The following is an 11797-nucleotide window of genomic DNA, read 5'->3' as shown; positions in this document are numbered from 1 at the left end:
ATCACCCCCTAGGTTTAAATACTATCGCTACTAAGAATCCAAATAAAATCGAGGTAGAAATACCTACAGATGTCACCTCAAAAATTCCCATCCCAACTCCTAAAAAGCCATAGCGGTCCGCTTCAGACATCGCACCATGAACAAGCGAGTGTCCAAAGCTTGTAATTGGAACAGTAGCTCCTGCCCCTGCAAAGTCTATTAAGCGATCATATAAGTGGAAGCCATCCAACAAAGCTCCAATGACCACAAGAGTACTCATCATATGGGTAGGCGTCAGCTTAAAGACATCTAATAGAAGTTGTCCCAAAAGGCAAATCGCACCGCCTACAGCAAACGCAATGAAATATTCCATCATGTTTCCATCACCCCTGCTTCAAAAACGATACCATGCGCGATGCATGGTATGGTTTCTTTTTGTTGCATCATTGTAGGGCTTAACAATGCTCCCGTTGCGACAACTAACATTTTTTTTATTTTTCCTTTTTTCATTTCAGAAAACAAATGACCAAATGTAACGACTGCTGGACATGCACAGCCACTACCACCAGCAAATACAGGCTGGTCAGGACTATAAATCATCACTCCACAATCATGGTGCTTATGAGAAATGTCAATCCTTTTCTCCTTGAACAATTCTCGCAATACAATAGTACCTATTCTTGATAAATCGCCCGTGACGATAATGTCAAAATCAGATATATCTTGCTTTGTCTCCTCAAGGTGAGTAGTAATCGTATCAAAAGCGGCCGGAGCCATAGCTGATCCCATATTAAAAGGGTCTTTGACTCCTAAGTCAATCACCTTGCCAACAGTAGCGTACGTAATTTTTATCGGTGAAGGACGGTTCGTTAAAAGGGCTGCGCCTGCACCTGTGACTGTAAATGTGGATGAGTCTGGTTTTTGGCCCCCAAATTCAGTCGGAAACCGAAATTGTCTCTCCGCTGTAGCATTATGGCTACTCGTGGCACAGATGACATTTTCGGCATAACCTCCATCAATAAGGACAGATCCTAATGCCAGTGTTTCAGTTATGGTCGAACATGCAGCGAACATTCCTATGAAAGGAATTTGCTGCTGCCTAGCTACATAGTTTGATGTCACATTTTGATTTAATAAATCTCCGGCCAAAAGAAAGTCAATTTCCTTTTGCTTTTTATGGTCTTTTTTCAACGTTTCTTCAATGGCATCAGTTAGAAGGCGTCGTTCGGCTAACTCCCAATTGGATTCTTCACAATACAGTTTGCTATATGTTTTATCATAGCTTTCATGTAAAGGTCCTTTTGCTTCTAATGGGCCAACCGCTGTAGCACTTGAAGCAATAAAAACACCTTCAGAAAACTTCCAGGTTTGCTTCCCCTTGCGCTTCACAAAGCTTGCCCCCTTTAATTTATTAACGTTTGTACGAGTAACCTGGTAAGACCAACAAGATAAGCCGATACAACGCCAAATACAATAACGGCCCCCGCTATTTTAAACATATTTGAACCAATTCCAAATACAAGACCTTCACTTTTATGTTCAAGGGCCGCGCTCGTCATCGCGTTCGAGAACCCTGTCACCGGAACCAATGCACCAGCACCAGCAAATTGCCCTAAGCGGTCATAAACCCCAAAGCCTGTTAAAAGCGCTGCGATGAGGATCAGCGTGGCAATCGTTGGACTAATGACTGTTCTTTCTGTTAAATCAAATGTAAAAAGGTAAAAGTTCGATATTCCTTGGCCAATGGCACAAATAATCCCACCGATGACATATGCCTTTATGCCATTTTTAAAAATCGGTCGTTTGGGCTGTAAAGGCTTTATCTTTTTTAGATATTGCTTTTGTTTTTTCTTCTGGTCTTCCATCTCTAGCTGTTCTCCTTTCACCTAGTGGTCCACAAAATAAACCCAGTGGAACAATGAGCCAAACATTTTACCTAACACTATTGCCATTAATAAAATCACTATCTTTTCTTGGACTCCTATACGTTTAGAAAGAATCGGCAAGACATTTAACACTTCTGTTAATGCAGCAGCTAACATTCCTACAAACATCCCACAAGCTAAGCCGATCGGAAGTAAAAGCCATTCCGTTAGATGAAGTTCTAAATCATTCAAACTAGCGGTTGCTCCCGTTAACGCTCCTAAGACAACACTCCATTCATAAATGGCAATATACTTTTGAGTTTTCGATAGTTGGGTCAAACGAGGAACAATTCCTAATACAGATAGAAATGCAACGAAACCGCCGCCCACCGCAAGTCCTCCACCAAGTCCAATAAAAATTGACAGAACCGCTTCAATCACCATCCGATTTTTTTTCGCTTTCTTTGTTTTCTTTGTTTTCGTGGATGATAAGGTATTGGTTTAAATCCTGTTGATACTTAAACATTTCCACTTCCAAAGGACTTGGTTCTTCATTAATTCGCTTTTTAAAAACATGGTTAAAAAATAAAATCATCCCTAAACCTAAACCAATGGAATAAGGGATTTGCAACAATAATGGCTTTGCTGACTCATTTCCTGTGACTACTTTGAAAATTCGCTGATGGACTTCTCTCATGCTTACATCTTCATGAAAGTTCATGATTGCTAAAGCTGCACCAAAAAATAACAGTAACCAGATTAAACAAAATAAAATCGGTGTTAGTTTCCGTTGCTTCATTTCAACCTCTAAAATCGATTGTGCATTTCCCAACGATTGAATGTCTCCGGAAACATGAAGTGATGACGTGGTTATTGTTTCAATAACTGCCATCACATCGATGATGATAAAATTTTTGTCCTCCCTTTTCACTCGATGAATAATCAATTTGTCAATTTCTTTTTTTAGAGAAGGCTCTGCAATGACTTGAGCCACATCTCCGACCGTGACATTCTGTCCGAGGTTCACCCGCACATGGTGTCTCATTCTAATGTAAATCGATTGACTCTGCCCCATTGTTTCCTCCCCCTTTGCCATGGAGAATCAAACACATCTACTCGTGTTACTTTTTCTTTAGTATGGATTGATTTTCTTATGTTCATTCTTTTACGAAGTTTTACCAACAATTACTAAAAATTATTTTTTTAATAACATGGTTGAAATGAAGAAGAATAAACAATAATAAGAAAAACGGAAATTTGATAATTGCTAAAAGCGATATGCGGACCCATTCCCTGCGCAAAAAAAGAACAAATGGATTACTCCATCTGCTCTTTAATCTGATCCAATATTTTCTTTTCAAGTCTCGATACTTGTACTTGGGAGATTCCCAAGCGATTGGCTACCTCTGATTGAGTTTGATCTTTATAGTACCGTAAATAGACAATTAGACGTTCGCGCTCGTCTAAATGACGAATCGCTTCCTTTAATGCAATTTTTTCAAACCACTTGGTTTCCGAACTATCAGCAATTTGGTCTAGAAGAGTAATCGGATCTCCATCGTTTTCATAAACGGTCTCATGAATTGATGTAAGAGAGCGACTTGCTTCTCCAGCAAAAACGACTTCCTCTGGTGTAATTTCTAGCTTTTCAGCAATTTCATTTACAGTAGGAACCCGTCCAAGTGTTTTGGACAGCTCGTCTTTCATTTTCCGAATTTTATTTCCTAGTTCCTTTATCGAACGACTGACCTTAACCGTTCCATCGTCACGAAGAAAACGTTGAATTTCTCCAATTATCATAGGTACCGCATATGTCGAGAACTTCACATCATAAGAAAGGTCGAATTTATCAATAGATTTAATCAAACCGATACAACCAATTTGAAATAAGTCATCAGGCTCATACCCTCTGTTTAAGAAACGTTGGACAACTGACCATACAAGTCTGGTATTCCGATTAACAATCGTATCCCTGGCATCCTGGTCCCCTGCCTGACTTTTTTCAATGAGCTTCTTGACTTCATTATCCTTTAAGTATGCATCATTGTTTTCCTGCTTTACCTCCACATCCATAAACAGAACCCCTTAATTACACATCGCTTTACTTTTAGACAGATGCTTTTTTAAGTACACAGTTGTTCCCATCATCGGTTCTGTTGAAACCGAGATTTCATCCATAAAATTTTCCATAATCGTAAAGCCCATACCCGAACGCTCTAATTCTGGTTTAGTTGTATACAATGGTTGTCTTGCTTCATCTACGTTATCAATTCCTACACCTTCGTCCTTAATCGTTAACTCGACCGTATCGTTCTCTAGGACAACAGAAATGTACACCATACCTTCTGGTTGATTGTGATAACCATGAATAATTGCATTCGTCACAGCCTCAGAAACTACCGTTTTAATTTCTGTTAATTCATCCATTGTCGGATCCAATTGGGCAACAAATGCACCTACTGTAACACGGGCGAATGACTCATTTTGACTTAGTGCTGAAAATTTCATTTCCATACTATTTTTCATCATTAGGCCACCCCCAGCGTCTGTAGTGCAAATTGCTCGCTTTCTTCTAGACGGATGATTTTGAACAACCCTGACATTTCAAATAACCGCTTAACTGCCGGAGAAATTGCACAAACAACCATTTCCCCACCAATGTTTTTCACTTGTTTATAGCGGCCTAAAATGACACCAAGACCTGAACTATCCATAAATGACAAGTTTTCTAGATTTAAAACAATATGTTTTAGCTCGAATTGTTCAAAGCGTTCTTCCACCTGTTGGCGTAACTGCTCTGCTGTATGGTGATCTAATTCACCTTCAAGTCGAACGAGCAACACCGTTCCTTTTTGTTCAAGATTAATTAGTAAACTCAACAATCTCACTCCCTCAAAGATAGTAAGGGGCATGTAAATAAATAATCATGCCCCATTTTCCTGTAGTGAGAATTTCTAGATGTCTACTCCCTAATCCTGCCCTATGACAAAACTAGTGAAAATCTGCGAAAAGTAGTGGATATTTTCATGGTGTTCGTCATTTTTTACAAAGATTACATTCCTGAAAATTTCCCAAGTGTTCGTTTAAACAATCTCCACCAAGATGCACTTTCTACATCCTCACCAGCAACTAAAGTTGTCTCTACTAGTACTTTTCCTTCTTTTTCAATCACTAATGAACCAACAACATCTCCTTTTTTGACAGGTGCCTGAAGATCCGTAGTAAATGTTAATTTTTCCTCGACATCATCAATGGACTCGCCTTTTTTCGTTAAGACTGAGACAGATTCAGATGTAACAACAGGAACTTTACTTTGACTTCCTTTACTTACTTTTACCTCAGCAATTACATGGTCTCTTTCATAAAGGGCATGCGTCATAAATTGGCTAAACGAGTAATCGAGCATCTCTGTAATTTGTTTGTTTCTTTCCTTTGGTGAAGGCGCACCCATGACAACAGCAATAATTCTCATGCCATTCTTTTTTGCGGTAGCCGTAAGTCCATATTTCGCTTCACTTGTATAACCAGTCTTAAGTCCGTCAACCCCAGGATAAAATTTAACTAATTTATTTGTATTGACTAGCCAAAATTCATCTTCTGTATTTTGACGGAGGTAGTCTTCATAAATCCCTGTAAACCTGGTGATTTCTTCGTATTTCAAGAGCTCTTTTGACATCATGGCTAAATCATAAGCTGACGTATAATGATCTTTGGCTGGTAATCCATTTGTATTTAAAAAATGTGTGTTTGTAAGCCCAAGTTCCTTCGCTTTTTCATTCATCATTCTGACAAACTCTTCTTCAGAACCTGCAATGTGTTCTGCCATTGCCACTGATGCATCATTTCCTGATGCAACCGCAATTGCTTTTAACATATCCTCTACAGACATTTCTTCGCCAGGTTCAAGGAAAACTTGTGAACCTCCCATGGATGCTGCTTTTTCACTCGTTCTTACCATATCGTCATATTTAATTTTCCCCGTATCGATGGCCTCCATAATTAAAAGCATCGTCATAATCTTAGTCATACTTGCTGGAGGTAGCTCTTTTTTACTTTCTTTTTCGAATAATACCGTTCCAGTATCTCTTTCAATAATGATGGCTGAAAAAGAATTTGGTGCAAGATTTGCCCCTTCAGTAGCTGAAACGTATGTACTAAATCCAGAAAAAATTACGAAAAAACTCATTAAACTAGCGATGATTGCCCTCATAGTAGTCTTACCTCCACAGTTTTTTAGTTAAATTTTTTCCAATTTCTCAACTTTTATACGAAATTTATGAAATACATTAAAGATTTATGGAATTATTACTTTTCCAGGGGTGTATGTTATGTTAATTTATTCCTTTATTTTTCGTTACCGATTTGGTGCCATTCATCTCGTTTCGGTAGAGTAACTCTTTTTTTCTACCCTTTTAAACTAGTTTCTTCAGTTGAAGAAGTATTCACCTTAAAAAAGAGGCTAGAACAAAAGGTTTTTCCTTTTGTTCCAGCCTCTAAGCCATTACAATTAGCTTATGAAATCGTTTCATATAACAACGGTCTTTTTTGTGGTTGTTCTTCTGTAATCGTGTAGGATCCTTGAACCATGTTAATCACTTGGTCGACATTTTCTGAATTGGCATGAAGGACAGCGATCGTATCTCCGACTGAAACTGCCTCACCTATTTTCTTTTTCAAGGTAATGCCTACCCCTAGGTCTATTTGAGCATCCTTTGTTGCTCGTCCTGCTCCAAGAACCATAGCCGCTTTTCCGATTTTATCTGCTACGATGCCAGCGACATAGCCCGATTCATCGGCTTCCACATTAATCTCATATTGGGCTTGTGGGAGTATGGAATAATCGTCGACGATTCGAGAGTCTCCTCCTTGTGCTTCAATAAATGTTTTTAACTTTTCAATCGCGGCACCTGAAGCAATCGCATCTTCTAACAAAGTACGAGCATCCTTGACGGAGCTTGCTTTATCAGCTAATACAACCATTTCACTACCGAGAGATAAACACAATTCACGCAAATCCTCAGGTCCCTGTCCACGAAGTAAATCAATCGCTTCCATCACTTCAAGTGAATTTCCAACCGAATAACCTAAAGGTTGATTCATATCAGAAATAATGGCTATCGTTTTTCTTCCTAGTGAGTTTCCGATGTCAACCATTGCTTTTGCAAGTATTATCGATTGGTCAAGTTCCTTCATAAACGCACCTGTCCCTGTTTTTACGTCGAGAACAATTGCATCTGCTCCTGAAGCAATTTTTTTGCTCATAATCGAACTTGCGATTAAAGGTATTGAATTAACAGTAGCTGTCACATCGCGTAGTCCGTATAACTTTTTATCGGCTGGTGCTAGATTTCCTGATTGCCCAACGACCGCGAGCTTATTTTCATTGACGAGTTCCATAAATCGGTCATTCGTTATTTCCACTGTAAATCCTGGTATCGATTCAAGCTTGTCAATCGTTCCCCCTGTATGACCTAATCCGCGACCAGACATTTTTGCAACAGGAACCCCAACAGCCGCCACCAAAGGCGCTAATGCGATCGTCGTCTTATCTCCAACACCACCGGTCGAATGCTTATCGACTTTCTTTCCATTAATTTTTGATAGGTCAATTTGGTCTCCTGATTCAACCATTGCCATCGTAAGTGCAGCCCGTTCGTCTGTCGTCATATCTTGAAAAAAGACTGCCATTGCAAAGGCAGACATTTGATAATCAGGAATGTCACCAGATGTATATCCCTTAACAACAAACTGGATTTCCTGCTCTGACAAAGGAGCTCCATCACGTTTTTTTTCGATAATATCTACCATTCGCATAATCATACCACCTTATTATTCAACTGTCGCAATGATTTCTTGTACAAGCTTGATAAATCTCGGTTTAGTCCGATTTGCTACTTCCATTACTTCTTCATGAGTGATTCCTTCTAGTTCTTCTCCAATGGCCATATCGGTGACACATGATATTCCTATGACTCTCATTCCACCATGACGCGCAACAATTACTTCTGGAACCGTGGACATACCGACGACATCTCCACCTAGTTTTCGTAACATAATCAATTCAGCGGCCGTCATATACGTTGGGCCACTAATTCCTGCGTACACGCCCTTTTGGATTGGGATATCTAGCTTAGCAGCTACATGTTCGACAATGGCTCGAAGTTCAGGTGTATACGCATGACTCATATCGGGAAAACGCGGTCCAAGCTTTGAATCATTTGGACCAATTAATGGATTAGCTCCTGTTAAATTTAAATGGTCTTCAATTAGCATTAAATCTCCTGGAGAAAATGCTTTGTTCATTCCACCACACGCATTCGTGACAAGAAGAATATCTACACCCATTTGTTTCATCACACGAACTGGGAATGTGACTTCTTTCATTGAATACCCTTCATAATAATGAAATCTCCCTTGCATGGCAACGACTGCTTTTCCTTGAAGAGTACCAATGACCAATTGCCCAGCATGGCCTTCTACTGTTGATACCGGAAAATTCGGAATTTCCTCATAAGGGATTTTAACCGAATCTTCAATCTCATCGGCTAATTCCCCTAGACCTGACCCTAGAATTAACCCTATGTATGGTTGAACTTTTATTTTATTTTCAATAAACTGTACTGACTCTTTTATTTTATTTAAATCCATATTATCGCACTCCCTTATATCTCTTTAACGACATTTTTTATTAATGAGAGAAAATCTTCTTTTACTTTTTCAGTCGTTTCCATCACTTCATCATGTGAAAGAGGTTGATCTAATATTCCCGCAGCCATATTTGAAATACATGAAATGCCAAGCACTTCAATTCCCCCATGACGAGCGACGATAACTTCTGGAACGGTCGACATTCCTACCGCATCTCCCCCAAGAATTCTCATCATTCGAATCTCAGCTGGCGTCTCATAGGTTGGTCCCGTTAATCCTACATAAACCCCTTCTTGAACTTTTATGTTTAAGTCAGAAGCGACTTTCTTTGCTTTATCACGTAGGCGGAGCGAATAAGCGCTCGACATATCTGGAAAGCGAACACCAAACGAATTATCATTTGCGCCTATAAGCGGATTTGTATTCATTTGGTTTATATGGTCGGTAATAATCATTAAGTTGCCTGCTTCGAAAGATTCATTCACTCCTCCAGCTGCATTGGTGACAATCAGTATTTCTACACCTAACTCCTTCATTACACGAACCGGATAAGTGACTTTATCAAGTGAGTAGCCTTCATAGTAATGAAAACGACCTTGCATCGCCACAACAGGCTTGCCTTGGAGCTGACCAAAAACTAACTGTCCTGCATGACCTTCTACCGTTGAGACTGGAAATTGTGGGATTTCTTCATATGGAATAGCTGTTGGATTTTCAATTTCGTCCGCTAACACTCCTAAACCAGACCCTAATATAAAACCTATCGTTGGTTTTTCTGATATTTTTCCATTAATATACGAGACCGTTTCGTTTAATTGCTGTCTATCCATCAATATGACACTCCTTATAATTGTGATAAAAAACTAGTTCCAAATTTCGGCATCTTCACATTAAAATTATCTGCAATCGTGGCTCCAACATCTGCAAATGTCGTTCGCACTCCTAAATCATTCCCTTGCGTTATCCCTTTATGATAAGCAAGAAGCGGAACATACTCTCGGGTATGATCTGTTCCTGGATGAATCGGGTCATTTCCATGGTCAGCCGTGATAAGTAACAAATCATCGTCATTTAGTTTCTCAAGTAAATCGGGGAGTTGACTATCAAACGCTTCTAACGCTTCACCGTAGCCTTGCGGGTCACGACGATGACCAAACTTAGCATCAAAATCAACGAGATTTAAAAAGCTTAAACCGGTAAAAGACTGATCAGCTGTTATTACGATTTTATCCATTCCATCATCATTTGACGTAGTTCGAATCGCTTGTGTTATCCCTTCTCCATCATATATATCACTGATTTTACCAATGGCTAACGAATCAAATTGAGCGTCCTTTAATTCATTCATAACAGTACGTTCAAATGGCTTTAAGGCATAGTCATGTCGATTCGCCGTCCTCTCCCATTTTCCATCTTTTCCTACAAACGGCCTCGCAATAATTCGACCAATCATGTAAGGAGGGTCTAACGTTAGTTCCCGTGCTTTTTTGCAAATTTGATAGAGTTCATCTATCGGTACAACATCTTCATGAGCCGCTATTTGTAAAACTGAATCCGCTGAAGTATATACAATGATTGCACCTGTATCAACGTGTTGTCCACCTAACTCATCTAGTATTTCCGTTCCACTTGCTACTTTATTACCAATTACTTTTCGTCCTGAAAATGACTCAAGTTCTTCTATTAACTGTAGCGGAAACCCTTCAGGGAACGTACGGAATGGCTCTGTGATATGTAAGCCCATAAGCTCCCAGTGTCCTGTCATCGTATCTTTCCCCTGAGAAGCTTCTGCCATTTTACCGAAATGAGCCATTGGGTTATCCACCTTAGTAATGCCTTTTATTTCTCGAATGTGGCTTAACCCTAACTTTGCAATTGTTGGCATATGTAAACCATCCATATGTTGTGCAATATGTCCTAATGTATCAGCACCCACATCATTAAATGCGGCTGCATCTGGAGCCTCTCCAATTCCAACAGAGTCCATTACAATTAAAAAGACACGTTTAAATCGATAGCTACTCACAAACATTCCTCCTCAATTTCAATGTCTACTTTTACTATACCCTGTTCCTACAGGAAGTAATATACAATTGTTGTAATAAGCAAAACCGCATAGCGGTGAGGGCACTGAAAAAGTTCGGTTTTTAACTTTTACAGTGCCCTCGATGCAATGTGCGTAACCGTTGCATTTCTTTAAAGCCTGCTACGAGTGGGTTTCTCGTAGCAGGCGGGCGGGCAACGAGTGGAGCCATTGCAACCATAATCAAAGGCATTGAAAAAGTTGATTTGTACTTTTTCAGTGGCTTCCAAAGCGGTCTATTTCTTATCCCTGAGTCATCCAGCATGGCATCTATGAACAACTAATAATTCTATACTTTCTGATATAATGAAAAAAATTACGCCCTAGGATGAAACTGGGCGTATACGTCTTTGAGACGTGTTTTTGTCACATGTGTATAAATTTGTGTTGTCGATATATCAGCATGTCCAAGCATTTCTTGAACAGCACGTAGGTCCGCTCCATTTTCTAACAGATGTGTCGCGAAAGAATGTCTTAACGTATGTGGCGTAAGTTCTTTTTCTATTTTTGCTTTTTTCGCTAATGCTTTAAGTATTTTCCAAAACCCTTGGCGTGATAACGGATTGCCAATATGATTTACAAATACTTTTTGATGACTACGTTTTTTTAACATTCTTGGTCGTGCATTTTCGAGATAGACCTTCATACTTTGATTGGCTAACGATCCAAGCGGGATGATTCGCTCTTTGTTTCCTTTTCCAATACAACGAATAAATCCCATCGTCATATGAACATCTTGTAACTCTAGCTGACAAAGCTCTGAAACACGCATTCCGGTCGCATATAATAACTCTAGCATCGCTTTATTACGAATGGAGAATGGATCAGTACCATGCGGGACTTCTAACAACGCTTCAACTTCTTCAGTAGAAAGAACTTTAGGAAGTCTTTTCGCCGACTTCGGGATTTCAATATGTACTGTTGGGTCTTTATCCGCCTTTTTTTCCCTTAATAAAAACTGATGAAAGGCACGAATCGAAGCTATGTTTCTAGCAATTGTTGTGTCTGCTTTTCCTTGGTCTTTCAAAAAATATAAGTAGTTCAAAATACATGTTCTGTCAATCTCGTCTATATGAGAGTTAACCTCTACTTCTTTTTGGTATTTCGTATATTGTTGTAGGTCTCTTCGATAAGACTGAATCGTATTATCTGCCAGACCCCGCTCCACTACTACATAATGGATAAAATCAGCGACAAGCTCTTGCATGTCAATCGCTCCCTG

At 39.5% G+C, this 11797-nt stretch carries 14 protein-coding genes; all 14 read right to left on the bottom strand.

The window, feature by feature from the left end:
* Position 1: 1 nt before the first annotated feature.
* Positions 2 to 352, bottom strand: a complete 351-nt coding sequence (gene spoVAE, locus BK585_RS09240) for a stage V sporulation protein AE (RefSeq protein WP_078556722.1) — start codon at positions 350 to 352, stop codon at positions 2 to 4.
* Positions 352 to 1368: a stage V sporulation protein AD gene (gene spoVAD / locus BK585_RS09235; protein WP_078553165.1), complete on the bottom strand. Its 1017-nt coding sequence runs from the start codon at positions 1366 to 1368 to the stop codon at positions 352 to 354. Before spoVAD ends, spoVAE begins: the two co-directional genes overlap by 1 nt.
* Before the next feature lie 14 nt (positions 1369 to 1382).
* Complete coding sequence (gene spoVAC / locus BK585_RS09230) at positions 1383 to 1844, bottom strand: stage V sporulation protein AC (protein WP_078553164.1); 462 nt, start codon at positions 1842 to 1844, stop codon at positions 1383 to 1385.
* A 21-nt stretch (positions 1845 to 1865) separates the two neighbouring features.
* Positions 1866 to 2288 carry a stage V sporulation protein AB gene (locus tag BK585_RS09225; protein WP_078553163.1) on the bottom strand — a complete coding sequence of 141 codons (423 nt, stop codon included), beginning with the start codon at positions 2286 to 2288 and terminating at the stop codon, positions 1866 to 1868.
* Complete coding sequence (locus BK585_RS09220; protein WP_078553162.1) at positions 2278 to 2919, bottom strand: stage V sporulation protein AA; 642 nt, start codon at positions 2917 to 2919, stop codon at positions 2278 to 2280. The genes BK585_RS09225 and BK585_RS09220 overlap by 11 nt, the downstream gene beginning before the upstream one ends.
* A 242-nt stretch (positions 2920 to 3161) precedes the next feature.
* The gene (sigF, locus tag BK585_RS09215; RefSeq protein WP_078553161.1) at positions 3162 to 3917 is read right to left on the bottom strand and encodes an RNA polymerase sporulation sigma factor SigF; all 756 of its coding nucleotides are present in this window, start codon (positions 3915 to 3917) and stop codon (positions 3162 to 3164) included.
* Between the two features lie 12 nt (positions 3918 to 3929).
* Positions 3930 to 4370, bottom strand: a complete 441-nt coding sequence (gene spoIIAB, locus BK585_RS09210) for an anti-sigma F factor (RefSeq protein WP_078556721.1) — start codon at positions 4368 to 4370, stop codon at positions 3930 to 3932.
* A gap of 2 nt (positions 4371 to 4372) precedes the next feature.
* Entirely contained in the window at positions 4373 to 4723 is a 351-nt protein-coding gene (spoIIAA, locus tag BK585_RS09205; protein WP_078553160.1) for an anti-sigma F factor antagonist, read from the bottom strand.
* Positions 4724 to 4896: 173 nt separating this feature from the next.
* Positions 4897 to 6054 (bottom strand): D-alanyl-D-alanine carboxypeptidase family protein, encoded by a 1158-nt coding sequence (locus BK585_RS09200; protein WP_078553159.1) that lies wholly within the window; start codon positions 6052 to 6054, stop codon positions 4897 to 4899.
* A 302-nt stretch (positions 6055 to 6356) separates the two neighbouring features.
* Positions 6357 to 7658, bottom strand: coding sequence for a pyrimidine-nucleoside phosphorylase (locus BK585_RS09195; protein WP_139367531.1), 1302 nt, complete (start codon positions 7656 to 7658; stop codon positions 6357 to 6359).
* Positions 7659 to 7673: 15 nt separating this feature from the next.
* The gene (locus BK585_RS09190; protein ID WP_078553158.1) at positions 7674 to 8492 is read right to left on the bottom strand and encodes a purine-nucleoside phosphorylase; all 819 of its coding nucleotides are present in this window, start codon (positions 8490 to 8492) and stop codon (positions 7674 to 7676) included.
* Between the two features lie 14 nt (positions 8493 to 8506).
* Positions 8507 to 9322 carry a purine-nucleoside phosphorylase gene (locus BK585_RS09185; RefSeq protein ID WP_078553157.1) on the bottom strand — a complete coding sequence of 272 codons (816 nt, stop codon included), beginning with the start codon at positions 9320 to 9322 and terminating at the stop codon, positions 8507 to 8509.
* Between the two features lie 14 nt (positions 9323 to 9336).
* Positions 9337 to 10524 (bottom strand): phosphopentomutase, encoded by a 1188-nt coding sequence (gene deoB, locus BK585_RS09180; RefSeq protein ID WP_078553156.1) that lies wholly within the window; start codon positions 10522 to 10524, stop codon positions 9337 to 9339.
* A 367-nt stretch (positions 10525 to 10891) separates the two neighbouring features.
* Complete coding sequence (gene xerD, locus BK585_RS09175; RefSeq protein WP_078553155.1) at positions 10892 to 11782, bottom strand: site-specific tyrosine recombinase XerD; 891 nt, start codon at positions 11780 to 11782, stop codon at positions 10892 to 10894.
* Positions 11783 to 11797 lie beyond the last annotated feature (15 nt).

Source organism: Bacillus alkalicellulosilyticus, from assembly GCF_002019795.1.
Classification (GTDB): Bacteria; Bacillota; Bacilli; order Bacillales; family Bacillaceae_F; genus Bacillus_AO; species Bacillus_AO alkalicellulosilyticum.
Note: the sequence above shows the minus strand (reverse complement) of the source record. Positions and strands in the feature narration are given on the sequence as shown.

What these genes read in the sequence shown, in the direction of transcription:
- BK585_RS09225 (WP_078553163.1), bottom strand. Translation starts at nt 2,288, where the DNA reads ATGGTGATTGAAGCGGTTCTGTCAATTTTTATTGGACTTGGTGGAGGA.
- spoVAC (WP_078553164.1), bottom strand. Translation starts at nt 1,844, where the DNA reads ATGGAAGACCAGAAGAAAAAACAAAAGCAATATCTAAAAAAGATAAAG.
- xerD (WP_078553155.1), bottom strand. Translation starts at nt 11,782, where the DNA reads ATGCAAGAGCTTGTCGCTGATTTTATCCATTATGTAGTAGTGGAGCGG.
- BK585_RS09220 (WP_078553162.1), bottom strand. Translation starts at nt 2,919, where the DNA reads ATGGGGCAGAGTCAATCGATTTACATTAGAATGAGACACCATGTGCGG.
- sigF (WP_078553161.1), bottom strand. Translation starts at nt 3,917, where the DNA reads ATGGATGTGGAGGTAAAGCAGGAAAACAATGATGCATACTTAAAGGAT.
- deoB (WP_078553156.1), bottom strand. Translation starts at nt 10,524, where the DNA reads ATGTTTGTGAGTAGCTATCGATTTAAACGTGTCTTTTTAATTGTAATG.
- BK585_RS09190 (WP_078553158.1), bottom strand. Translation starts at nt 8,492, where the DNA reads ATGGATTTAAATAAAATAAAAGAGTCAGTACAGTTTATTGAAAATAAA.
- spoVAE (WP_078556722.1), bottom strand. Translation starts at nt 352, where the DNA reads ATGGAATATTTCATTGCGTTTGCTGTAGGCGGTGCGATTTGCCTTTTG.
- spoIIAB (WP_078556721.1), bottom strand. Translation starts at nt 4,370, where the DNA reads ATGAAAAATAGTATGGAAATGAAATTTTCAGCACTAAGTCAAAATGAG.
- BK585_RS09185 (WP_078553157.1), bottom strand. Translation starts at nt 9,322, where the DNA reads ATGGATAGACAGCAATTAAACGAAACGGTCTCGTATATTAATGGAAAA.
- BK585_RS09195 (WP_139367531.1), bottom strand. Translation starts at nt 7,658, where the DNA reads ATGCGAATGGTAGATATTATCGAAAAAAAACGTGATGGAGCTCCTTTG.
- BK585_RS09200 (WP_078553159.1), bottom strand. Translation starts at nt 6,054, where the DNA reads ATGAGGGCAATCATCGCTAGTTTAATGAGTTTTTTCGTAATTTTTTCT.